The organism is Streptomyces sp. NPDC014676 (assembly GCF_043084105.1).
Lineage (GTDB): Bacteria > Actinomycetota > Actinomycetes > Streptomycetales > Streptomycetaceae > Streptomyces.
This window is the reverse complement of the sequence record NZ_JBIBZI010000002.1, coordinates 79,030-102,045: the sequence shown is the minus strand read 5'-3', so window position 1 is coordinate 102,045 and position 23,016 is coordinate 79,030. Positions and strand designations below refer to the sequence as shown.

Genomic DNA, 23,016 nt, shown 5'->3' with positions numbered 1-23,016 from the left:
GGTTCACGCTAGTGAGACGCGCGCCGTACCGGCACGGGATTTTTCCGTGGAGCAAGGATGACCGCCTACCGTGTCGCATGGATTGTCATACTGTCCGACTAGCCTTCGGCGTATGGGGCTTGGCGACATCAGGTACGAGGACGTCATCGCGGCGACCGAGGAGTTCCGCCGTCTGGGCCGGGACGACTTCCTTCAGAAGTACGGCTTCAAGCGAGCCAGGTCGTACGAGTTGGTCCTGGACGGCCTCCGCTACGACTCGAAGGCCATCGCAGGTGTCGCCCACGGGCATGCCACAGGCGAATTCCTCCGCGCGGGGGACTTCAGCGGCGGTGCGGCCACGGTGGCGCGATGCCTGAGTGAGCTCGGCTTCGTGGTGGAGAACGGGGAGACCCCCCTTGACCGCGCCGCCCTCCTGAAGCACCTCCGGAAACTCAAGGTCTCCCGCGGCCCCGGGAACCCGGCCCCCAGCCGTCACCAACCGCTGAGCCTCCTGTGGGCGATATCCCGCGAAGCCGACGAGCGGCCCCGCCTGACCCCGTGGCCACAGTTCCGGGACGAGGTCGGCCCGCTCCTGGTCGAGTAGGCCTTCCCAACGCGAAGGCCACACCGGAGTATCCGTTCTGGCACCTCCGGGGCAGTGGACTGTGGGAGGTCCAGGGCATACCGGCCGAGTCGGTCTGTAGCCGGGGCGCCGCGAGCCCTACAGCAGGTGGTCGGCCTTACCGGCTTTGATGTCGGTGATGAGAGTGCGCAGGGCTTCGAGGGAGTCGGTGAGAGGGCTCTCCTCCTGACCGGCGACAGCTATGTATCCGTTGCCGTCGGCATCGGTACCGAGGCGGAAGCAGGAGCTGCCCTCGGCGCAGAACGGGGCTTCCCAGATGATGTCGGGCATCGATACTCCTCAGAGTTGGCGTGAGATGTCGCGGACGAAGTCTCTGGACCGCTCTGGCGACAGAGCCAGACTTTCCAACAGATCGAGCTGCGCCCGGTATTTCGCCAACTGACCCTCGGCGTGGAGGAAGGTGGGCCCGTGAGAGCTGTCCACCTGCACCGTATCGAGCTGCGGGACGGGCCCCTCGATGTGGACGACCGTCTGCCCGGCGCCCGGGAAGGCACCGTGGGCGAAGGGCAGAACAAGCACGGTGACGTTGTCCCGCTCAGAGACCTCCAGAAGGTATTCCAACTGGGCGCGGGCCACGTCGGTACCGCCAAACTGCATGCGGAGCGCCGCCTCGTGGATGACCGCGACGTACGGGACCGCCCTGTCACCGGCGATCACCTGTTGGCGTTCGGCACGCAGCGCAAGCCGCAGGGCGACCTCGTGCTCGGGCAAGGCGGGAACCGCGGCCCGGAAGATGGCCATCGCCTGTTCCGAGGTCTGGAGCAGGCCGGGCACGTGCACGGTGTTGGCACCGCGCATGCGCACCGCGTGGCTTTCCGTCTCCGCGATGTCCAGCAAGCCTTGGGGCAGGACGCCTCGGTAGCGCTCCCACCAGCCCGTACTCGCCTGAGCCATCTCGACGAGCGCCTCGATGTACGTCTCATCGGTCACATCACAGTTGCAGGCCAGCGTGCGCAGACGGTCGGCGCTGATACCCCGGACCCCGGACTCGATGTTGGAGATCTTGCCCCGATCCACACCCAGCAGGCCCGCCGCGAACTCCGCGGACATCCCTGACGCAGTGCGGATGCGCCGTAGCTCACTTCCCAGCCGCTTCTGCCGCTCTGTGGGGGTCGTCCTCGGGGGCATCGGGATTCCTTCCATCCGAGGCAGGGGTCGCTCGGCGGCGCTCGGAGGCCGCCCTACCTCTCCGTGGTGAATTCTCTTGAGCGCGTGGGAAATTTACCACCGACTGCTCTACTGTCGGTATCGCGCAAGCTACACACAGTGATGCCGGAAGCGCACCGCGCGAGCATGCTCGCCTGCCCTGGGGCGGGTGTGCCCGCGACCAGGGCGGTAGGCCACCGGCGAGCCCCGAACCCCCTACAACAGCACTGGAGTTCGTCATGCCCGAAATCCCCCTGGTACCCGTCCACTGGCACTTCCCCGCCCACCCCGCCTCCGTACGGAGAGCCCGCCACGCCGTCACCGAATCGCTGCCGCACGTCCTCCGCCCGCACCTGGGTGACGACCTGAGCCTGCTGACCTCCGAACTGGTCACCAACGCCATCCGCCACGGAGCCTGCCGGGAGGACGAGGACCTCATCGAGCTCGTGCTGTGGCCGGCCGACGGCCACTACTGGCTCGCCGTCTCCGACCCCGGCACCGGCAAGCCCGCACTGTCCCACCCGGACGCGGCCTCCGAAAACGGCCGGGGCCTGCTCCTCGTCGACAGCCTCGCCACAGCCTGGACCGTCCGCCCCCGCCCCACACGCGGAACCTCCGTGGTCGCGGGCCTCTCTTTCCGCCAAGGCGGTTGACCCGGCGGAGTGGTCAGCAGGGCCGGTCGGACAGTACGGCCCTGCCGGTGCTGTCCGACCGGCTAACCCGCTGAAGCGGGGCGTCTCATCAAAGGCTGACAGAGAGGCCTCGGCGCTGTCGACGTGGCTCAACGCCGGTGTCGACCCGACCGAGGTGGCCGAGCGCGTCGGCAACAGCGTCGCGGTCCTGCTGACCCGCTACGCGGAGTGCCTCGACGGACAGCAGGACGTTGCCTACCGGCGTATAGAGGGTCTGCTGCGCGAGTACGAGTAGGCATCCCTGCCCGTACCCGAGGCCCTGGCATCGCGTTCGGGGGCCTCGTCGTCGCTCCATGTCCCAGCTCATCGGGTAGCCGCTCTCCGTGATGTCCTTCACGAGGTCTGCCAGGACGATCTCCGAGTTCAAAAACTCCACCCGAAGCATATTGACTCGGTGCGTAACCTGCCTAATCTGGTTAATAAGCCACAACACCGGAAGAGTCACAAAGTCGATGAGGACGCCTAGTCGGCGGAGTGGCTTGGACAGGATGCGGTGTAGGCCCCCGGCAAGCCGGCGCGATACCGGAGTGACAGTGACGACTGAAGCTCCAGGACACGTGCAGTACTACCGGGGACTGTTTTTGCCCTCGCAGCCTTCGCGCGGCCTGGCCGCAGTGCGAAGGCTGCGTCATGACCACGAAGCCGCCCGTCTGGTTTCCCTGTTGTGGGCGGCTCATGCCGTGGGTGTGCAGCGATCGAGGGCGGCGGTGGCACCCCGTAGGCGCCCTGGGCTGACCGCCGCGTCACCATGCGCGCGCCCTTTCGGGGCGTCCTGAGTGTCCGACTCTTGGAGCTGTTCAGGGACCTTCCTGTTTCCTGGGGCTCACCTCCGGCGATGCCCCAAGATCCCGTCCACGCCTCGTCCACGGACCCCGACATACGGCCGCTCCGGGCCGCACACGCCTGCACATACGCGAAGACCCCGGCCTCAGCGTTTCCGCTGGTGACGGGGTCTTTAGGCACCTTCTTCGAGGTGCCCCCGGCAGGATTCGAACCTGCGCACACGGCTCCGGAGGCCGTTGCTCTATCCCCTGAGCTACGGGGGCGTGTCCGTCGCGGTGATCGCGGCGACGGGTAGAACATTACCAGCTCTCCGGGGGTGGTCATGAACCCGTTTTCGCAGCAGGTGGAAGGAGGCGGGGGTCGGTCCGGGGTGCGGGGGGTCGCCCGTGCGGGGCGGAAGTCGGGAAACGCCGGACGCGGTGGCCGGGAGCGACCTACTCTCGAGTTGTGCCAGGCGCATCGGGCCGGGTTCTTGTTGTGGACGACAACAAGGTCATCCGGCAGTTGATCAGGGTCAACCTCGAGCTGGAGGGCATCGAGGTCGTGACCGCGGCCGATGGTGCCGAGTGTCTGGAAGTCGTCCATCAGGTGCGGCCCGACCTCGTCACCCTCGACGTCGTCATGCCGCGGCTCGACGGGCTCCGGACGGCGGCCCGGCTGCGCAAGGATCCCCGGACCAGTCATCTCCCGCTCGTCATCGTCAGTGCCTGCACCCAGTACGAGGTCGAGAGCGGGCTCGACGTGGGAGTGGACGCCTTCCTCGCCAAGCCCTTCGAGCCCGGGGAGCTCGTGCGGCTCGTGCAGCGGCTGATCCTCGGTCCCCTCGGGCGGGTCCGTGGGCCCGGGGACGCCGAGCCGGCCGCCGGGCACGCCGGAGGGTGAAGCCGACGGCCGTCCACATCTCGGGATCGCGGCCCAACTCATTCGTCTACCCACCCCCCTCCTCCCCTACGCTTGTCCCGTGACCCCCGTCGAGCTCTCCCGCACCGTGCTGCACGCGGTGCGCCGTGCCGTCGACGAGGGGGAGCTGAGGGTGGCGTTGCCGGAGAAGGTGCTCGTCGCGCCTCCCCGTCCCGGAGGGTGCGGGGACTACGCGACCAATGTCGCCCTCCAGCTCGCACGGCCGGCCGGACAGCCGCCCCAGCGGGTCGCCGAGATCCTCCGGCCCCGTCTTCTGCGCGCCCCCGGCATCGGTGACGTCGTCGTCACCGGACCCGGGTTCCTCAACATCAGCCTCGCCGACGCGGAAGGGGCGGAAGGGGCCGCCGGGCTCGTCCGCGAGATCCTGCGGTGCGGTTCCCGGTACGGGCACGGTGACGCCCTGAGCGGTCGCACCGTCCGGCTCCGCGCGGTCTCCGAGGTGCGGGCCGTCGTCCAGGCCGAGGCGCTCGGCCGGATCCTCCGGTCCCAGGGTGCCGTCGTCCACCTCGACGACGATCACGGCACCGTCGTCCGGCCCGTCCCCGTGCCCGCCGACCCCTTCCGTCTCGGCCCCGACGCCGCCCGCTGGGCCCTGCTGCACCCCGCCCCGCACGACCGGCCCCGGATCGGCGACGAGCACCTGGTGCAGCGGGAGAGCAATCCGCTGTTCCGGGTCCGGTACGCCCATGCCCGCACCCGGGCGCTGCTCCGCAACGCCGCCGACCTCGGATTCGGTCCCGGGCCCGGTCCCGTGGCGGAGGGCCGGTCGTTGGTCCAGGTTCTCGCCGACCACCCCCGTGTCCTCGTCGCCGCCGCCACCCACCGCGCGCCCGACCGGCTCGCCCGGCAGCTCGTCGCCGTCGCCGATGCCGTGATGCCGCTGCTGCCCGCCGTACTGCCCCTCGGCGACGAGAAACCCTCGGCCGCCCACCGTGCCCGGCTCGCGCTCGCCGACGCCGCCGGGACGGTGCTGGCCGGCGGCCTGTCCCTGCTCGGCATCGACGCACCCGACCATCTCTGAGAGAGCACGCGAACAATGAGCCGTTCCGCCCACCCCGCCGGGCCCCGTCACGCCGACGTCCTCCCCGAGGGGCACTACTCCGCACCGCCCACCGACCTCAACGCCCTCGACTCCAAGGTGTGGGCCGAGACCGTCACCCGTGACACGGACGGTGTGCTCACCGTCGGCGGGATCGACGTCAAGCGGCTCGCCGAGGAGTACGGCACCCCCGCCTACGTCCTCGACGAGGACGACTTCCGGAGCCGGGCGCGGGCCTGGCGCACCGCCTTCGGCAGCGACGCCGACGTGTTCTACGCCGGCAAGGCGTTCCTCTCCCGGGCCGTCGTGCGGTGGCTGGACGAGGAGGGGCTGAATCTCGACGTCTGTTCCGGGGGCGAACTCGCCACCGCGCTCTCCGCCGGGATGCCCGCCGAGCGGATCGCCTTCCACGGCAACAACAAGTCCACCGGCGAGATCCGGCGGGCCGTCGAGGCCGGGGTCGGGCGGATCGTGCTCGACTCGTTCCAGGAGATCGTCCGGGTCGCGCACATCGCACGGGAGCTCGGTACGCGGCAGCGGGTGCAGATCCGTATCACCGTGGGCGTCGAGGCGCACACGCACGAGTTCATCGCCACCGCCCACGAGGACCAGAAGTTCGGCATCCCGCTGGCGGGCGGGCAGGCCGCGGAGGCCGTGCGGCGGGCGTTGCAGCTCGATGGTCTCGAGCTCATCGGGATCCACTCCCACATCGGGTCGCAGATCTTCGACATGTCCGGGTTCGAGGTGGCCGCGCACCGGGTGGTGGGGCTGCTCAAGGACATCCGGGACGAGCACGGGGTCGAGCTGCCCGAGATCGACCTCGGGGGCGGGCTCGGGATCGCGTACACCAGTGACGACGACCCGCGCGAGCCGCACGAGATCGCCAAGGCGCTGACCGAGATCGTCACCCGGGAGTGCGAGGCCGCGCGGCTGACGACTCCCCGGATCTCCGTCGAGCCGGGGCGGGCCATCGTCGGGCCCACCGCCTTCACGCTCTACGAGGTCGGCACCGTCAAGCCGCTCGACGGGCTGCGGACCTACGTCTCCGTGGACGGCGGGATGTCGGACAACATCCGGACCGCGCTGTACGACGCCGAGTACAGCGTCGCCCTCGCCTCCCGTGTCTCCGACGCCGAGCCGATGCTGTGCCGGGTCGTCGGCAAGCACTGCGAGAGCGGGGACATCGTGGTGAAGGACGCCTTCCTGCCGGGGGACCTGGCACCCGGTGACCTCATCGCCGTCCCCGCGACCGGGGCGTACTGCCGGTCGATGGCCAGCAACTACAACCACGTGCTGCGTCCGCCCGTCGTCGCCGTCAAGGACGGCGAGGCGCGCGTGATCGTGCGGCGGGAGACGGAGGAGGATCTCCTCCGTCTCGACGTCGGATGAGCGGCGGCGACAGGAACACCGACCGGGGAGGCGGAAGATCTTCTGTCTCCCCGGTCGTGAAAATGAAATAGATGTCTCACGATCCGGACATAACGCAGAAAGTCCCGTCCGGTGAGTGAGACTGGTGCAACCGAGACGGTAATCAGGAAACGAGGTCGGATGATGCGTACGCGTCCGCTGAAGGTGGCGCTGCTGGGCTGTGGAGTGGTCGGCTCAGAGGTGGCGCGCATCATGACGACGCACGCCGACGACCTCGCCGCCCGGATCGGGGCCCCGGTGGAGCTCGCGGGCGTGGCGGTACGGCGGCCCGACAAGGTGCGCGAGGGGATCGACCCCGCCCTGGTCACCACCGACGCCACCGCGCTCGTCAAGCGCGGCGACCTCGACATCGTCGTGGAGGTCATCGGCGGCATCGAGCCCGCCCGTACGCTCATCACCACCGCCTTCGAGCACGGCGCGTCCGTCGTCTCCGCGAACAAGGCGCTGCTCGCCCAGGACGGCGCCGCGCTGCACGCCGCCGCCGAGGAGCACGGCAAGGACCTCTACTACGAGGCCGCCGTCGCCGGCGCCATCCCGCTGATCCGGCCGCTGCGCGAGTCCCTCGCCGGTGACAAGGTCAACCGGGTGCTCGGCATCGTCAACGGCACCACCAACTTCATCCTCGACAAGATGGACTCCACGGGCGCCGGCTACCAGGAGGCGCTCGACGAGGCCACCGCGCTCGGGTACGCCGAGGCCGACCCCACCGCCGACGTCGAGGGGTTCGACGCCGCCGCCAAGGCCGCCATCCTCGCCGGGATCGCCTTCCACACGCGGGTGCGGCTCGACGACGTCCACCGCGAGGGCATGACCGAGGTGACCGCCGGCGACTTCGCCTCCGCCCGGGAGATGGGCTGCACCATCAAGCTGCTCGCCATCTGCGAGCGGGCCGAGGACGGGGCGTCGGTCACCGCGCGGGTGCATCCGGCGATGATTCCGCTCAGCCACCCGCTGGCCTCCGTGCGCGGCGCGTACAACGCCGTGTTCGTCGAGTCGGACGCCTCCGGGCAGCTGATGTTCTACGGGCCCGGTGCCGGTGGCGCGCCGACCGCCTCCGCCGTGCTCGGCGACCTCGTCGCCGTGGGGCGGAACCGGATCGGCGGGACGACCGGACCCGGTGAGTCCGCGTACGCCGCGCTGCCCGTCTCGCCGATGGGCGAGGTCGTCACGCGGTACCACATCAGCCTCGACGTGGCCGACAAACCGGGTGTTCTCGCCCAGGTCGCGACCGTGTTCGCCGAACACGGCGTCTCGATCGATACGGTTCGCCAGTCGGGGAAGGACGGTGAGGCCTCCCTCGTCGTCGTCACCCACCGTGCGTCCGACGCGGCCCTCGGCGGGACCGTCGAGGCGTTGCGCAAGCTCGACACCGTGCGCGGTGTCGCCAGCATCATGCGGGTTGAAGGAGAGTAACCAGCAATGACCCACCAGTGGCGCGGAATCATCGAGGAGTACCGGGACCGGCTGCCGGTCTCCGACACCACGCCGGTCGTGACGCTCCGCGAGGGCGGCACGCCGCTCGTGCCCGCGCAGGTGCTCTCCGAGCGCACGGGCTGCGAGGTGCACCTCAAGGTCGAGGGCGCGAACCCGACCGGGTCCTTCAAGGACCGCGGGATGACCATGGCCATCTCCAAGGCCAAGGAGGAGGGCGCCCAGGCCGTCATCTGCGCCTCCACCGGCAACACCTCCGCCTCCGCCGCCGCGTACGGGGTGCGGGCCGGGATGGTGTCCGCCGTCCTCGTGCCGCAGGGCAAGATCGCGCTCGGCAAGATGGGGCAGGCGCTGGTCCACGGGGCGAAGATCCTCCAGGTCGACGGCAACTTCGACGACTGCCTCACGCTGGCCCGCGCGCTGAGCGACAACTACCCGGTGGCGCTGGTCAATTCGGTCAACCCGGTACGGATAGAAGGCCAGAAGACGGCAGCCTTCGAGATCGTGGACATGCTGGGCGACGCCCCCGACATCCACGTCCTGCCGGTGGGCAACGCGGGCAACATCACCGCGTACTGGAAGGGGTACAAGGAGTACGCCGCCGACGGTGTCAGCACGAGGACGCCGCGCATGTGGGGCTTCCAGGCCTCCGGCAGCGCGCCGATCGTGCGCGGCGAGGTCGTCAAGGACCCGTCGACCATCGCCACCGCCATCCGCATCGGCAACCCCGCCTCCTGGGACTTCGCGCTCGCCGCGCGGGACGAGTCGGGCGGCGCCATCGACGAGGTGACGGACCGTGAGATCCTGCGCGCCTACCGGCTGTTGGCCTCCCAGGAGGGCGTCTTCGTCGAGCCCGCGTCCGCCGCGTCGGTCGCCGGTCTGCTGAAGGCCGCCGAGCAGGGCAAGGTCGACCCGGGGCAGAGGATCGTGTGCACCGTCACCGGCAACGGCCTGAAGGACCCGGACTGGGCCGTCGCCGGCGCCCCGCAGCCGGTCACCGTCCCCGTGGACGCCGCGACCGCCGCCGAGCGGCTCGGCCTGGTCTAGCACAGGCGGCCGGACGCGACCGGGCCCGCACAGCGGGCGTAAGAGGGCGTCCACCTGGGGAAGTTCCCTAGAGGGGGTGCACGGGGGGCTTGCGACACGCATCGTGCGCCTCCTGTGCGCCCTATGTCGCCACTGAACCTTCCTTCGATAGGCTGTACCGAACCCGCCCGCCGCATATGCCGCGGTATCGCGGCGTCTCCGTGGTCCGGAAAGCGGCCCGGAGCGGCCGGAGAGCGGCCGGCCACCCCGGTCGGCGGCGATCCCGGGAGTCGGCCCCCAGGGGTTGACCCCAGGGGGTTTCGTACACCCTCGAATGTCCATCGAATGCCCTCGAACGTTCATCGAATGTCATTCGACAGTCACGCAGCTCAAGGAGAGTCTTCGAGCGATGGCCGGTCCCGCGTTCCGCGCCGCCGCCGTCCGGGTGCGCGTCCCCGCCACCAGCGCCAACCTCGGCCCGGGCTTCGACGCCCTCGGCCTCGCGCTGGGTCTCTACGACGACGTGGTCGTCCGGGTGGCCGACTCCGGACTGCACATCGACATCGCCGGTGAGGGCGGCGAGACCCTCCCGCGCGACGAGCGCCACCTGCTCGTACGCTCCCTGCGCACCGCCTTCGACCTGCTCGGCGGGCAGCCGCGCGGCCTGGAGATCGTCTGCGCCAACCGCATCCCGCACGGCCGGGGCCTCGGCTCCTCCTCCGCCGCCATCTGCGCCGGCATCGTCGCCGCCCGCGCCGTGACCATAGGCGCCGAGGCCAAACTCGACGACACCGCGCTCCTCGAACTCGCCACCGAGATCGAGGGCCACCCCGACAACGTCGCGGCCTGTCTGCTGGGCGGTTTCACCCTCTCCTGGATGGAGCGCGGCGCGGCCCGCGCGATCAGGATGGAGCCCGCCGATTCCATCGTTCCGGTGGTTTTCGTGCCCGGGAAGCCGGTTCTCACCGAGACCGCGCGCGGACTGCTCCCGCGCACCGTGCCGCACGTCGACGCCGCCACCAACGCGGGCCGTGCCGCCCTGCTCGTCGAGGCCCTCACCCGGCGCCCCGAGCTGCTGCTGCCCGCCACCGAGGACCGACTGCACCAGGAGTACCGCGCCCCGGCCATGCCCGAGAGCGCCGCCCTGGTGGAGCGGCTGCGGGGGGATGGGATCCCCGCGGTGATCTCCGGCGCCGGACCCACGGTCATGGCGCTGGCGGACGCGGAGACGGCCGACAAGGTCGAAGCGCTGGCCGGCGACGACTGGGCCGCCAACCGGCTCGGCCTCGACGCGCGGGGCGCGAGCGTGCTTCCGCTCGCCACCTGACACACGGTCGCCGGATTTGGAGAGGGGGAATGTTTGTTGGATCCGGTAGTGTTAACCTCAAGTCTGCACCCGACCCCACCATGGCGAGGTGCCTCGTGTCCCCGTCCGGGACAGACATTCTTCCGGGAGCCCCCCAAGCCGCACTGTGTTCTCTGCTACGTACGCGGGCAGTACGTCGTACGCGAATGCTGAACGGCCCGCGGGGCGGGCTTCGGAACCGGTGCGACCACGCCACGTGACACTGGGTGCCACGGCTCGGGGAAGCGCCATCACCAGATATCTCTTCCGCCGCTCAGGCGGACAACCGCCCCGGCACGGTTCACACAGCAAGGACCGATGCCGGACAGCACAACCGGTCGCCGAGCCAGACAGGCCGACGTCCGCTCCAGGGAAGGACCCTTCGTGAGCGACACCACCGATCTGATGGGCGCACGTGTCGAGGAGACCGCTGCCGCGCCCGCCACGGACGCTTCCGCGCCTGCCACCGGTGCCGGCTCCCGGCGGCGCCGCGGTACCGGCCTCGAGGGCATGGTGCTGGCCGAGCTGCAGCAGGTCGCATCAGGCCTCGGAATCAGGGGCACCGCGCGGATGCGCAAGAGCCAGCTGATCGAGGTCATCAAGGAGGCGCAGGCCGCCGGAGGCACCGCCCCGGCCAAGGCCGAGTCCGCCGCCGAGACCAAGCCCAAGCGCCGCGCCACCTCCCGGACCCGTACGGGTGAGGCCGCCGAGAAGAAGACCGACGCCCAGGCCGAGCAGGCCCCCGCCGAGAAGGCCGCGGCCCAGCAGCAGATCGAGATCCCGGGCCAGCCCTCCCCGAAGGCCTCCGAGCAGGCCGAGGAGGCCGCTCCCGTCGAGCGCCGCCGCCGTCGGGCCACCGCCGAGGCGGGCGCCCCGGCCGCCGCCGCGACCGAGACGGCCACCGCCGAGGCGAAGGCCGAGCCCAAGGCCGAGACCCCGGCCCAGCAGCAGTCGCAGCAGCAGGGCGACGCCAAGTCCGACCACGACGGCGAGGGACGCCGCCGCGACCGCCGTGAGCGCGGCCGCGACCGTGACCGCGGTGAGCGTGGCGACCGCGGTGAGCGTGGCGACCGCGGGGACCGCCGCGGCAAGGGCGACGACCAGCAGCAGGGCCAGGGCGGCCAGGGCCGTCAGCAGAACCAGCAGGGCGGCGGCGGCCGGCAGGACCGCCAGCAGCACGACGACGACGACTTCGAGGGCGGCCGTCGTGGCCGTCGCGGGCGCTACCGCGACCGCCGTGGCCGTCGTGGCCGCGACGACATGGCCTCCGAGCCGCAGCTCACCGAGGACGACGTCCTGATCCCGGTCGCGGGCATCCTGGACATCCTCGACAACTACGCGTTCATCCGGACCTCCGGCTACCTGCCCGGCCCGAACGACGTGTACGTCTCCCTCGCCCAGGTCCGCAAGAACGGCCTGCGCAAGGGTGACCACGTCACCGGCGCCGTGCGCCAGCCCAAGGAGGGCGAGCGCCGCGAGAAGTTCAACGCGCTGGTCCGCCTGGACTCGGTCAACGGCATGGCGCCCGAACACGGCCGAGGCCGCCCGGAGTTCAACAAGCTCACCCCGCTGTACCCGCAGGACCGCCTCCGCCTGGAGACGGACCCGGGCGTGCTCACCACGCGGATCATCGACCTCGTGTCGCCGATCGGCAAGGGCCAGCGCGGTCTGATCGTGGCCCCGCCGAAGACCGGCAAGACCATGATCATGCAGGCGATCGCCAACGCGATCACCCACAACAACCCCGAGTGCCACCTGATGGTCGTCCTCGTCGACGAGCGTCCGGAAGAGGTCACCGACATGCAGCGGTCGGTGAAGGGCGAGGTCATCTCCTCGACCTTCGACCGCCCGGCCGAGGACCACACCACGGTCGCCGAGCTCGCCATCGAGCGCGCCAAGCGCCTGGTGGAGCTGGGTCACGACGTCGTCGTGCTGCTCGACTCGATCACCCGTCTGGGCCGTGCGTACAACCTCGCCGCCCCGGCCTCCGGCCGCATCCTGTCCGGTGGTGTCGACTCGACCGCCCTGTACCCGCCGAAGCGCTTCTTCGGTGCGGCCCGCAACATCGAGGACGGCGGCTCGCTGACCATCCTCGCCACCGCGCTGGTGGACACCGGGTCCCGCATGGACGAGGTGATCTTCGAGGAGTTCAAGGGCACCGGCAACATGGAGCTCAAGCTCGACCGGAAGCTCGCCGACAAGCGCATCTTCCCCGCGGTGGACGTCGACGCGTCCGGTACCCGCAAGGAGGAGATCCTGCTCGGCAACGAGGAACTGGCCGTCGTCTGGAAGCTGCGCCGGGTGCTGCACGCGCTCGACCAGCAGCAGGCGATCGAGCTGCTCCTCGACAAGATGAAGCAGACCAAGTCGAACGCCGAGTTCCTGATGCAGATCCAGAAGACGACGCCGGGCAACGGCGACTGACGTCACGCTGTCCGCCGGAAGGGCCGCTCCCGCGAGGGGGCGGCCCTTTTGCGTACGGCGAGGGCTCCGCCCGGTCCTGCGTTTTCCTGTCCGCCCCGACGGCGGGACGATGGATGTCGTACGGCGGTGGCGGCCGGGTCCGGCACCGGGTGCGGGGGGCGACCGACCGAGGACGAGCCGAGGAGCACATGTACGCCGAGAGCACACCGGGCCACCGGGGCGAGGAACGCCGGAGCAAGGGCCACCGGGGCCTGAAGGCCGCGGCCTGGGCCGCCGCCGGCGTCGTCGCCCTCGGCGGCACCGGCGCCGGATACATGTACCTCAAGCTCGACGGCAACATCGAGAGCCTCGACATCGACCGGGTCCTCGGCGCCGACCGGCCCGAGGAGGCCCGCAACGGCTCCGAGAACATCCTGATCCTCGGCTCCGACACCCGCTCCGGCGGCAACGAGGAGCTCGGCGGCGGCACCGGTGACACAAGCGCCCGCTCCGACACCGCGATGATCGTCCACGTCCACGAGGGCCGCACGAGGGCGAGTGTGGTCTCCGTCCCGCGCGACACCCTCGTCGACCGCCCCGAGTGCACCGGCACCGACGGCGGCACCCACCCCGCCGCGCGCGCCGTGATGTTCAACTCCGCCTACACCATGGGCGGGGCGGCCTGCGCGGTGAAGACCGTCGAGTCGGTCACCGGCCTGCGCATGGACCACTACCTGGAGATCGACTTCACCGGCTTCCGGAAGCTCGTCGACGAACTCGGCGGCGTCGAGGTCACCACCGGCGAGGACATCGAGGACCCGGACAGCCACCTCGACCTGAAGGCCGGCACCCACCGGCTCGACGGCGAACAGGCCCTCGGCCTGGTCCGCACCCGGCACGGCGTCGGCGACGGCTCCGACCTCGGCCGCATCCGGCTCCAGCAGGCCTTCCTCAAGGCCCTGGTACGACAGGCCGGGGAGGTCGGCGTCCTCACCGGCCCCAAGAAGCTCTACGACCTCGCCGACACCGCCACCAAGGCCGTCACCACCGACTCCGGCCTCGGCTCGGTCAACGCCCTGATGTCCTTCGCGTCCGGCCTGAAGGACATCACCCCCGCCGGCCTGCGCATGATCACCATGCCGGTGACCTACGACCCGGCCGACGCCAACCGGGTCCTGATCAAGAAAGCCGAGGCCCAGCAGGTCTGGAACGCCTTGAGGAACGACCAGCCGATCCCGAAGAGCGCCACGGAAGGAACGGCCACGGGTGAGACGAGGGGCGTGGTGACTCCCTGAGGGGCGCGGGGCTGTATCGATGTGCGGCTCCGCCGCGTGGGCGCGAGAAACCACAGACGGCCCGCAGGGAATACACAACGCGAACCCCCGGTTTTGGGTGATGGCGCCAGTCCTGGCAGACTGGTAAGTCGGCCCCGGTTCACGCTCCCGCACCCCGCGGATGCGACCCGGTGCCCTCCCGAACCTAGGAGACACCTTGAAGCGCGACATCCACCCCGAGTACGTCGAGACGCAGGTCAGCTGCACCTGTGGCGCGTCGTTCACCACCCGCAGCACCATCGAGAGCGGCACCATCCGCGCCGAGGTCTGCTCCGAGTGCCACCCGTTCTACACGGGCAAGCAGAAGATCCTCGACACCGGTGGCCGTGTGGCCCGCTTCGAGGCCCGCTTCGGCAAGGCCGCCGGCTCCAAGAAGTAGCGAGCCCCATACCGCCGGTCCACGGCCGCGTCCCCACCCGGGGGCAGGCCGGGACCGGCGTTTTTGGTCGCCCGCCCTTCACCCACGCAATCGCAGGAGCCCAAGATGTTCGAGGCCGTCGAGGAACTCGTCGCCGAGCACGCCGACCTGGAGAAGAAGCTCGCCGACCCGTCGGTCCACGCCGACCAGGCGGGCGCGCGCAAGCTGAACAAGCGCTACGCCGAGCTCACCCCGATCGTCGCCACGTACCGCTCCTGGAAGCAGACGGGCGACGACATCGAGACCGCGCGCGAACTGGCCGCCGACGACCCCGACTTCGCCGCCGAGGTCAAGGACCTGGAGAAGCAGCGCGAGGAGCTCACCGAGAAGCTCCGCCTGCTCCTGGTCCCGCGTGACCCCAACGACGACAAGGACGTCATCCTCGAGATCAAGGCGGGCGCCGGCGGCGACGAGTCCGCCCTGTTCGCCGGCGACCTGCTGCGCATGTACCTGCGGTACGCCGAGCGCGTCGGCTGGAAGACCGAGATCATCGACGCCACCGAGTCCGAGCTGGGCGGCTACAAGGACGTCCAGGTGGCCGTGAAGGCCCGCGGGCAGGTCGAGCCCGGCCAGGGCGTGTGGGCCCGGCTGAAGTACGAGGGCGGCGTGCACCGCGTGCAGCGCGTGCCGGCCACCGAGTCGCAGGGCCGCATCCACACCTCCGCCGCCGGTGTCCTGGTGACCCCCGAGGCGGAGGAGGTCGACGTCGAGATCAACCCGAACGACCTGCGCATCGACGTCTACCGGTCCTCCGGACCCGGCGGGCAGTCCGTCAACACCACCGACTCCGCCGTGCGCATCACGCACCTTCCGACCGGAGTCGTCGCCTCCTGCCAGAACGAGAAGAGCCAGCTCCAGAACAAGGAGCAGGCGATGCGTATCCTGCGCTCCAGGCTGCTCGCGGCGGCGCAGGAGGAGGCGGAGCGGGAGGCGGCCGACGCCCGCCGCAGCCAGGTCCGCACCGTCGACCGCTCCGAGAAGATCCGCACGTACAACTTCCCGGAGAACCGCATCTCGGACCACCGCGTCGGCTTCAAGGCGTACAACCTCGACCAGGTCCTGGACGGGGAGCTCGCCGCGGTGATCCAGGCCTGTGTCGACGCGGACTCCGCCGCCAAGCTCGCCGCCGCGTAAATCCCGTAGACAGCCCGGAGGACCGTCGTGAACCTGCTGCTCGCCGAGGTGGCCCAGGCCACCCAGCGGCTCGCCGACGCCGGCGTGCCCTCGCCGCGAACCGACGCGGAGGAGCTCGCCGCGTTCGTGCACGGCGTCAAGCGCGGCGAGCTGCACACCGTGAAGGACTCCGACTTCGACGCCCGGTACTGGGAGGTCATCGCCCGCCGTGAGGCCCGCGAGCCGCTCCAGCACATCACCGGGCGGGCGTACTTCCGCTACCTGGAGCTCCAGGTCGGCCCCGGAGTGTTCGTGCCGCGCCCCGAGACCGAGTCGGTGGTCGGCTGGGCGATAGACGCCGTCCGCGCGATGGACGTCGTCGAGCCCTGCATCGTCGACCTGTGCACCGGCTCGGGCGCCATCGCGCTGGCGCTCGCGCAGGAGGTGCCGCGCTCGCGCGTGTACGCCGTGGAGCTGTCCGAGGACGCCCTTCAGTGGACCCGCAAGAACATGGAGGGGTCACGGGTCGAGCTGCGCCAGGGAGACGCCCTGACGGCCTTCCCGGACCTCGACGGCCAGGTCGACCTGGTCGTCTCCAACCCTCCGTACATCCCGCTCACCGAGTGGGAATACGTCGCCCCGGAGGCCCGCGACTACGACCCCGACCTCGCGCTGTTCTCCGGTGAGGACGGCCTCGACCTGATCCGCGGCCTGGAGCGCACCGCGCACCGGCTGCTGCGCCCCGGCGGGGTGGTCGTCGTCGAGCACGCCGACACCCAGGGCGGGCAGGTCCCGTGGATCTTCGCCGAGGAACGCGGGTGGGCCGACGCGGCCGACCACCCCGACCTGAACAACCGCCCCCGGTTCGCCACCGCCCGCAAGGCGCTGCCGTGAGCACCCCGCATACTTCATTCCCCCAGCAGCACCCGTACGAGGAGGCCCGCTAGATGGCTCGCCGATACGACACCAACGACGCGACCGACCGCACGACCGGTCTGCGCGAGGCCGCGTCCGCCGTCCGCCGGGGCGAGCTCGTGGTGCTGCCGACGGACACCGTGTACGGGATCGGCGCCGACGCGTTCACCTCGGAGGCCGTCGCCGATCTGCTGGACGCCAAGGGACGGGGCCGCAACATGCCCACGCCCGTCCTCATCGGCTCCCCGAACACCCTGCACGGCCTGGTCACCGACTTCTCCGAGCTGGCCTGGGAACTGGTCGACGCGTTCTGGCCGGGCGCGCTGACGCTGGTCGCCCGGCACCAGCCGTCGCTGCAGTGGGACCTCGGGGACACCCGGGGCACGGTCGCCGTGCGGATGCCGCTGCACCCGGTCGCCATCGAGCTGCTCACCGAGGTCGGGCCCATGGCCGTGTCCTCGGCGAACCTGACCGGTCACCCGGCGCCGGAGAACTGCGACGCCGCGCAGGAGATGCTCGGCGACTCCGTCTCCGTGTACCTGGACGGCGGACCCACCCCGGGGAACGTGCCCTCCTCCATCGTCGACGTCACCCGGCCCGTGCCCGTGCTGCTGCGCGAGGGCGCGATCTCGCCGGAGGAGCTGCGCAAGGTGGTACCCGACCTCGAGGTGGCGAATTGACGGCCCCTGAGTCGGGGCGTGGCATAGGCAACGGGGAATCCAGCGCGGAGATCACGACGACCTTCGGATTTCCGCGTGACACCTTCCGCATCCTCCACGTCAGTACCGGAAACGTGTGCCGCTCGCCCCTCACCGAGCGGCTGACCCGGCATTTCGTGAGCCAGCGGCTGGGGATCCTGGGCGGCGGGCTGATCGTGGAGAGCGCGGGGACCTGGGGGCACGAGGGCGCGCCCATGGAGGCCCACGCGGAGACCGTGCTGGCGGAGTTCGGGGCGGACGCGTCGGGGTTCGTGGGGCGGGAGCTGCTGGACGAGCACGTGATCCGGGCGGACCTCGTGCTGACCGCTACGCGGGATCACCGGGCGCAGGTCATCTCCATGGGGCATTCGGCGGGGCTGCGGACGTTCACGCTGAAGGAGTTCACGCGGCTGGTCAACGCGATCGATCCGGCGACGTTGCCTCCGCTGGACGAGGGGCTGGTCATGCGTGCCCGGGCGCTGGTGCGGGCTGCGGCGGCTCTACGCGGGTGGCTGCTGGCGCCGACGGCCGAGGCGGACGAGGTGTACGACCCGTACGGGGCGCCGCTGACGTTCTTCCGGTCGATCGGGGACGAGATATTCGAGGCGCTGGATCCGGTGGTGACGGCGCTGACCGGGGTGCCGGCCCGGGCGTAGGCCGGCTGCTGCCGGGGGTGGGTTCGCAGGCCTCCGGCGTTGTTCCGCTGGCCCACCCTCCCTCTTGCCCGAAAGGCATGGGAGGTACCCCCATCGCCCTGCGGAACGACTGCCCACAGCGGGGGCGGGGCGGCTGCCCACAGCGGGGCGGGTGGGTGAATGCCCGCAGCGACGTCGGGTGGAGCAACGGGGGCGTTTTCGGGGTGTGCGGCATACATTGGGCGGTATGACGGTCGGGCATGCCCTTGAGGTCGATGTGGTGCGGCGGCAGGATCCCGAGCTGGCCGGTGTGCTGCTCGCGGAGTGGGAGCGGCAGTCGAGTTCGCTTCAGCTGATCGCCGCCGAGAACTTCATGTCGCCGGCCGTGCTGGCCGCCCTCGGCTCGCCGCTGGCCAACAAGTACGCCGAGGGGTACCCCGGCAACCGGCACCACGGCGGCTGCGAGGTCGTCGACGTCGCCGAGCGCCTCGCCGTGGAGCGGGCGAAGGCGCTGTTCGGCGCCGAGCACGCCAACGTGCAGGCCCACTCCGGCTCGTCCGCCGTGCTCGCCGCGTACGCCGTCCTGCTGCGCCCGGGCGACACGGTCCTCGCCCTCGGCCTGCCCCACGGCGGTCACCTCACCCATGGCTCGCCCGTCAACTTCTCCGGCCGCTGGTTCGACTTCGTCGGCTACGGCGTGGACGCGGAGAGCGGGCTCATCGACCGCGACCAGGTCCGCGCCCTCGCGCACACGCGCCGCCCCAAGGCGATCGTCTGTGGCTCCATCGCCTACCCCCGCCACATCGACTACGCGTTCTTCCGCGAGGTCGCCGACGAGGTGGGCGCGTATCTGATCGCCGACGCCGCGCACCCCATGGGTCTCGTCGCCGGGGGAGCGGCGCCCAGCCCGGTGCCGTACGCGGACATCGTGTGCGCGACGACGCACAAGGTGCTGCGGGGGCCGCGCGGCGGGATGATCCTGTGCGGCGGCGAGCTGGCCGAGCGCGTCGACCGCGCGGTCTTCCCCTTCAGCCAGGGCGGCGCCCAGATGAACGCCGTCGCGGCCAAGGCCGTCGCGTTCGGGGAGGCGGCGACCCCGGCGTTCGCCGCGTACGCGCACCAGGTGGTCGCCAACGCGCGGGCGCTGGCCGCCGCGCTGGCCGCGGAGGGGCTGGCGGTCACCACCGGCGGCACCGACACCCACCTGATCGTCGCCGACCCGGCGCCGCTCGGCGTCGACGGGCGCACCGCGCGCGGCCGGCTCGCGGCGGCCGGGCTCGTCCTGGACTGCTGTGCGCTTCCGCACGACGACGACCGCGGGCTGCGCCTGGGCACGGCGGCGGTGACCACCCAGGGCATGGGGGCGAGGGAGATGGTGTTCGTCGCGGGGCTGCTGGCGAGCGTCCTGCGGGGCGGTACCGAGCCCGCGCGGGCCCGGGAGGACGTACGGGAACTGGCCGCGGCGTTCCCGCCGTACCCCCGCTGAGCGGGCCGGTTCCGGGGGAGGCGGCACGGACGCACCGTCACGCGTGCAACCATCGTCCGTACCCGGAAGTCCCCACTCGTATGCGTGCCTCGCTAGGGTGTGGGGCTGTGATGGCCAGCGAGACCTGTGGGGAAGCCCGTGCGTGAATACCTGCTGACGCTCTGCATCACGGCCGCGGTGACGTACCTGCTGACAGGGCCGGTACGGAAGTTCGCGATCGTGGCGGGGGCGATGCCGGAGATCCGGGCACGTGACGTGCACCGGGAACCCACTCCGCGGCTCGGCGGTATCGCCATGTTCTTCGGACTGTGCGCGGGTCTGCTGACCGCCGACCACCTCACCAACCTGGGCCAGCTCTTCGAGAAGTCCAACGAGCCGCGGGCGCTGCTCTCCGGGGCCGCGCTGATCTGGCTGATCGGTGTGCTGGACGACAAGTTCGAGATCGACGCGCTGATCAAGCTGGGCGGTCAGATGATCGCCGCGGGCGTGATGGTCATGCAGGGTCTGACGATCCTGTGGCTGCCCGTCCCGGGCGTCGGCACGGTCGCGCTGACCCAGTGGCAGGGCACCCTGCTCACGGTGGCGCTGGTCGTCATCACCATCAACGCGGTCAACTTCGTGGACGGCCTCGACGGCCTCGCCGCCGGCATGGTGTGCATCGCGGCGGCCGCGTTCTTCATGTACGCCTACCGCATCTGGTACTCGTACGGCATCGAGGCCGCCGCCCCCGCGACGCTGTTCGCGGCCATCCTGATGGGCATGTGCCTGGGCTTCCTGCCGCACAACATGCACCCCGCGCGGATCTTCATGGGCGACTCGGGCTCGATGCTGATCGGTCTGGTCCTGGCGGCGGGCGCGATCTCCATCACGGGACAGGTGGACCCGGACAGCCTGTTCGGCGGGTCCGAGCGCAGCACGGTGCACCAGATGGTGCCGGTCTACATCCCGCTGGTGATGCCGCTGACGATCATCGCGATCCCGGCCGCCGACCTGATCCTGGCGATCGTGCGGCGCACCTGGCGCGGTCAGTCGCCGTTCGCGGCGGACCGGGGGCATCTGCACCACCGGCTGCTGGAGATCGGCCACTCGCACAGCCGGGCGGTGCTGATCATGTACTTCTGGTCGGCGCTGATCGGCTTCGGCGCGCTGACCTACTCGGTGAACTCGGCGTCGATGTGGATCGTGCTGGGCGTCGTCATCCTCTCCGCGCTCGGCCTCGTCCTGCTTCTGCTGCCCCGCTTCACGCCGCGCGCCCCGCGCTGGGCGGAGGCCTTCGTCCCGCCGCGCTACCGGCGCCGCCGGCGGGCGGCCCTGGCCGTCGCCCCGGACGCGTCGGTCCCGGCGGACCCCGGGTCCGCCGACGACGACCACCGCACCCCGGTCGCCGCGGGTGTCTCCGGTGTCAACGGCGCGACCGCCGTCGGCCCCCGCGCACGCCTGGCCGACCGGTCACGGTCAAGGTAAGAATCCGACTAGAGCATTGCCAAGTCGTGGGGCTTCGTTGGGTCCTCGTTGGGTGTGCGAACCGCCCCAATACCAGACAAACGGGCCGCGTTCTTGCTCAGACGCGCAGATTCACTCTCATGTGTGACGGCAAGCACACCGAACAGGTAAAGACTGCATCAAATAGTTTGTGATACCGTTCACGAGAACCCCGGATACAGCCAAGGAACCGCAGTGCGACGGTTCACCGGCGTGAGGAATTCACCCTCGGCCCGGGGGTCTACGCTCGTCCATGACGACACCCTGCCCCCTGCGAAAAGCGGAGTTGCCGCCATGCCGTCCCCTGACGTCCGGATCCTGGCCCAGGCCGCCGTGCCCACGGCTGCCGCCGGCGCTGTCGCCGCCGTCGTCAGCGCGGTGGTCGCCGGTGGCAAGGGCGCGATCGGGGCGCTCGTCGCGACCGTGGTGGTGATCCTCTTCATGGGGATCGGCCTCTACGTACTGCAGCGCACCGCCAAAACGCTCCCGCACCTGTTCCAGGCCATGGGGCTGATGCTGTACGCGGCACAGATCCTGCTGCTGTTCGTCTTCGTCGCCCTGTTCCGGGACACCACCCTGTTCCACCCCAAGGCTTTCGCTCTCACGCTGGTCGGCACCACCCTCGTGTGGATCGCCGCACAGACGCGCGCGCACATGAAGTCCAAGATCCTCTACGTCGAACCCGAGTCGACGACGGCCGGAAAGCCCGGAAACTCGGGGCACTCCTCGTGAGGGGTAGGCCCGGGATAAAGAGGCCCCGGAACTCCTGCTATCGTCCGGTGCCAACTGCGGCATCGCGGGCGCGGGCATCCGAGCTGACGCCTGCTCAATGGCGAGGCGAGATGCCCCCCAGCCGCCCTTACATCCGAACCACCAGTCCCGTGCCGAACCGCGGCCGTGCGCCGCGCCGACACAACGAGGTTGCCGTACCTATGCGCCACGATGAAGGAGCCCGCGGTGAGTGCTGACCCGACGCAGGTGCTCGCCTTCGAGACCGACTGCCACCTGTTCGACGGTTGTGGCTTCCCGGCTCCGGGCCTGCACTCGTTCCTCTTCGAGCCGCTCTGGGGCGACGCAGACGGCAACGGCCTGTACTTCAACAAGCCGATGCTGCTCGCGCTGCTCGGTTCCATCATCGTCGTGGGCTTCTTCTGGGCCGCGTTCGCCAAGCCCAAGCTCGTCCCGGGCAAGCTCCAGATGGTCGCCGAGGCCGGCTACGACTTCGTCCGCACCGGCATCGTGTACCAGACGCTCGGCAAGCGCGAGGGCGAGAAGTACGTCCCGCTCGCCGTCTCCCTCTTCTTCTTCGTCTGGATGATGAACCTCTGGTCGATCATCCCCGTCGCCGCCTTCCCGGTGACGTCGATCATCGCCTACCCGCTGGTGCTGGCCCTGATCGTCTACATCACCTGGGTCTCGCTCACCTTCAAGCGGCACGGCTTCGTCGGCTTCTTCAAGAACGTCACCGGCTACGACAAGTCCCTCGGCGCGGTGCTCCCGCTGTCGATGACCATCGAGTTCTTCTCGAACCTCCTGGTCCGCCCGTTCACGCACGCCGTGCGACTCTTCGCGAACATGTTCGCGGGCCACACCCTGCTGCTGCTCTTCACGATCGCCAGCTGGTACATGCTCAACGGCATCGGCATCGCCTTCTCCGCCGTGTCGTTCACCATGGTCATCGTCATGACGCTCTTCGAGCTCTTCATCCAGGCCGTGCAGGCATACGTCTTCGTCCTGCTGACCTGCACGTACATCCAGGGCGCGCTCGCCGAGCACCACTGAGCGACCCAGGTTCCCACCCCCCGTAGTCGTCCGGTGGCCAACCCCCACCGGTCCGTAAAGAGAAGGAAGAACTGGCCATGTCCCAGATGCTCGCTGCTGTCGACGGCAACCTCGGTTCCATCGGTTACGGTCTCGCCGCGATCGGTCCTGGCGTCGGCGTCGGCATCATCTTCGGTAACGGCACCCAGGCCCTCGCCCGCCAGCCCGAGGCCGCCGGCCTGATCCGCGCCAACCAGATCCTGGGCTTCGCCTTCTGTGAGGCGCTCGCCCTGATCGGTCTCGTCATGCCGTTCGTCTACTAAGACGAGCACTGACGA

Annotated in this window: 22 protein-coding genes, 1 tRNA gene and 1 pseudogene; 21 read left to right on the top strand and 3 right to left on the bottom strand. The window is 70.4% G+C overall.

Translation table 11 applies throughout. The features are described 5' to 3' along the window. The first annotated feature begins 112 nt into the window (after window positions 1–112). Entirely contained in the window at window positions 113–583 is a 471-nt protein-coding gene (locus ACF1DX_RS04800; RefSeq protein WP_391789819.1) for a hypothetical protein, read from the top strand. 117 nt (window positions 584–700) lie between these two features. On the opposite strand, the gene ACF1DX_RS04795 is transcribed toward ACF1DX_RS04800, so the two are convergent. Together ACF1DX_RS04795 and ACF1DX_RS04790 are read right to left on the bottom strand one after the other, a co-directional pair. Beyond that, the gene (locus ACF1DX_RS04795) at window positions 701–892 is read right to left on the bottom strand and encodes a hypothetical protein (RefSeq protein ID WP_391789818.1); all 192 of its coding nucleotides are present in this window, start codon (window positions 890–892) and stop codon (window positions 701–703) included. 9 nt (window positions 893–901) lie between these two features. Then, complete coding sequence (locus tag ACF1DX_RS04790; protein ID WP_391789817.1) at window positions 902–1,750, bottom strand: helix-turn-helix domain-containing protein; 849 nt, start codon at window positions 1,748–1,750, stop codon at window positions 902–904. A gap of 257 nt (window positions 1,751–2,007) precedes the next feature. On the opposite strand from ACF1DX_RS04790, the gene ACF1DX_RS04785 reads away from it, so the two are divergent. Together ACF1DX_RS04785 and ACF1DX_RS04780 are read left to right on the top strand one after the other, a co-directional pair. Then, complete coding sequence (locus ACF1DX_RS04785; protein WP_391789816.1) at window positions 2,008–2,421, top strand: ATP-binding protein; 414 nt, start codon at window positions 2,008–2,010, stop codon at window positions 2,419–2,421. A 103-nt stretch (window positions 2,422–2,524) separates the two neighbouring features. Next, a pseudogene (locus ACF1DX_RS04780) lies at window positions 2,525–2,695 on the top strand (site-specific integrase); the annotation flags it as partial. Window positions 2,696–3,434: 739 nt separating this feature from the next. Here ACF1DX_RS04780 and ACF1DX_RS04775 read toward each other — a convergent pair. Next, a tRNA-Arg gene (locus ACF1DX_RS04775) sits at window positions 3,435–3,506 on the bottom strand. Between the two features lie 184 nt (window positions 3,507–3,690). On the opposite strand from ACF1DX_RS04775, the gene ACF1DX_RS04770 reads away from it, so the two are divergent. The 18 genes from ACF1DX_RS04770 to atpE all read left to right on the top strand — a co-directional run bounded on the left by ACF1DX_RS04770 (window position 3,691) and on the right by atpE (window position 23,001). After that, a complete protein-coding gene (locus tag ACF1DX_RS04770; protein WP_391789815.1) occupies window positions 3,691–4,125 on the top strand; it encodes a response regulator in 435 nt (144 codons plus the stop codon). A 79-nt stretch (window positions 4,126–4,204) separates the two neighbouring features. Continuing rightward, window positions 4,205–5,185, top strand: coding sequence for an ArgS-related anticodon-binding protein NrtL (gene nrtL / locus ACF1DX_RS04765; RefSeq protein ID WP_391789814.1), 981 nt, complete (start codon window positions 4,205–4,207; stop codon window positions 5,183–5,185). A gap of 15 nt (window positions 5,186–5,200) precedes the next feature. Then, window positions 5,201–6,592 carry a diaminopimelate decarboxylase gene (gene lysA / locus ACF1DX_RS04760; protein ID WP_391789813.1) on the top strand — a complete coding sequence of 464 codons (1,392 nt, stop codon included), beginning with the start codon at window positions 5,201–5,203 and terminating at the stop codon, window positions 6,590–6,592. 159 nt (window positions 6,593–6,751) lie between these two features. Beyond that, window positions 6,752–8,044: a homoserine dehydrogenase gene (locus tag ACF1DX_RS04755; protein WP_391789812.1), complete on the top strand. Its 1,293-nt coding sequence runs from the start codon at window positions 6,752–6,754 to the stop codon at window positions 8,042–8,044. 6 nt (window positions 8,045–8,050) lie between these two features. Continuing rightward, the gene (gene thrC, locus ACF1DX_RS04750) at window positions 8,051–9,109 is read left to right on the top strand and encodes a threonine synthase (protein WP_391789811.1); all 1,059 of its coding nucleotides are present in this window, start codon (window positions 8,051–8,053) and stop codon (window positions 9,107–9,109) included. 388 nt (window positions 9,110–9,497) lie between these two features. Next, window positions 9,498–10,415: a homoserine kinase gene (gene thrB / locus ACF1DX_RS04745; protein WP_391789810.1), complete on the top strand. Its 918-nt coding sequence runs from the start codon at window positions 9,498–9,500 to the stop codon at window positions 10,413–10,415. A gap of 402 nt (window positions 10,416–10,817) precedes the next feature. After that, window positions 10,818–12,857, top strand: coding sequence for a transcription termination factor Rho (gene rho, locus ACF1DX_RS04740; protein WP_391789809.1), 2,040 nt, complete (start codon window positions 10,818–10,820; stop codon window positions 12,855–12,857). 188 nt (window positions 12,858–13,045) lie between these two features. Further along, window positions 13,046–14,131: an LCP family protein gene (locus tag ACF1DX_RS04735; RefSeq protein WP_391789808.1), complete on the top strand. Its 1,086-nt coding sequence runs from the start codon at window positions 13,046–13,048 to the stop codon at window positions 14,129–14,131. Between the two features lie 196 nt (window positions 14,132–14,327). Next, window positions 14,328–14,549, top strand: coding sequence for a 50S ribosomal protein L31 (gene rpmE, locus ACF1DX_RS04730; RefSeq protein WP_015657814.1), 222 nt, complete (start codon window positions 14,328–14,330; stop codon window positions 14,547–14,549). 105 nt (window positions 14,550–14,654) lie between these two features. Next, window positions 14,655–15,722, top strand: a complete 1,068-nt coding sequence (prfA, locus tag ACF1DX_RS04725) for a peptide chain release factor 1 (RefSeq protein WP_391789807.1) — start codon at window positions 14,655–14,657, stop codon at window positions 15,720–15,722. 27 nt (window positions 15,723–15,749) lie between these two features. Then, complete coding sequence (prmC, locus tag ACF1DX_RS04720) at window positions 15,750–16,595, top strand: peptide chain release factor N(5)-glutamine methyltransferase (RefSeq protein ID WP_391789806.1); 846 nt, start codon at window positions 15,750–15,752, stop codon at window positions 16,593–16,595. 53 nt (window positions 16,596–16,648) lie between these two features. After that, window positions 16,649–17,296: an L-threonylcarbamoyladenylate synthase gene (locus ACF1DX_RS04715; RefSeq protein WP_073932492.1), complete on the top strand. Its 648-nt coding sequence runs from the start codon at window positions 16,649–16,651 to the stop codon at window positions 17,294–17,296. After that, window positions 17,293–17,970 carry a protein-tyrosine-phosphatase gene (locus ACF1DX_RS04710; RefSeq protein ID WP_391789805.1) on the top strand — a complete coding sequence of 226 codons (678 nt, stop codon included), beginning with the start codon at window positions 17,293–17,295 and terminating at the stop codon, window positions 17,968–17,970. Before ACF1DX_RS04715 ends, ACF1DX_RS04710 begins: the two co-directional genes overlap by 4 nt. 226 nt (window positions 17,971–18,196) lie before the next feature. Beyond that, a complete protein-coding gene (gene glyA, locus ACF1DX_RS04705; protein WP_391789804.1) occupies window positions 18,197–19,435 on the top strand; it encodes a serine hydroxymethyltransferase in 1,239 nt (412 codons plus the stop codon). 138 nt (window positions 19,436–19,573) lie between these two features. Continuing rightward, window positions 19,574–20,899 carry an MraY family glycosyltransferase gene (locus ACF1DX_RS04700; RefSeq protein WP_391789803.1) on the top strand — a complete coding sequence of 442 codons (1,326 nt, stop codon included), beginning with the start codon at window positions 19,574–19,576 and terminating at the stop codon, window positions 20,897–20,899. Between the two features lie 312 nt (window positions 20,900–21,211). Beyond that, window positions 21,212–21,649, top strand: coding sequence for a hypothetical protein (locus ACF1DX_RS04695; RefSeq protein WP_391789802.1), 438 nt, complete (start codon window positions 21,212–21,214; stop codon window positions 21,647–21,649). 210 nt (window positions 21,650–21,859) lie between these two features. After that, window positions 21,860–22,699: a F0F1 ATP synthase subunit A gene (gene atpB / locus ACF1DX_RS04690; protein WP_030860412.1), complete on the top strand. Its 840-nt coding sequence runs from the start codon at window positions 21,860–21,862 to the stop codon at window positions 22,697–22,699. A gap of 77 nt (window positions 22,700–22,776) precedes the next feature. After that, window positions 22,777–23,001: an ATP synthase F0 subunit C gene (gene atpE, locus ACF1DX_RS04685; protein ID WP_030860414.1), complete on the top strand. Its 225-nt coding sequence runs from the start codon at window positions 22,777–22,779 to the stop codon at window positions 22,999–23,001. Window positions 23,002–23,016: the final 15 nt, after the last annotated feature.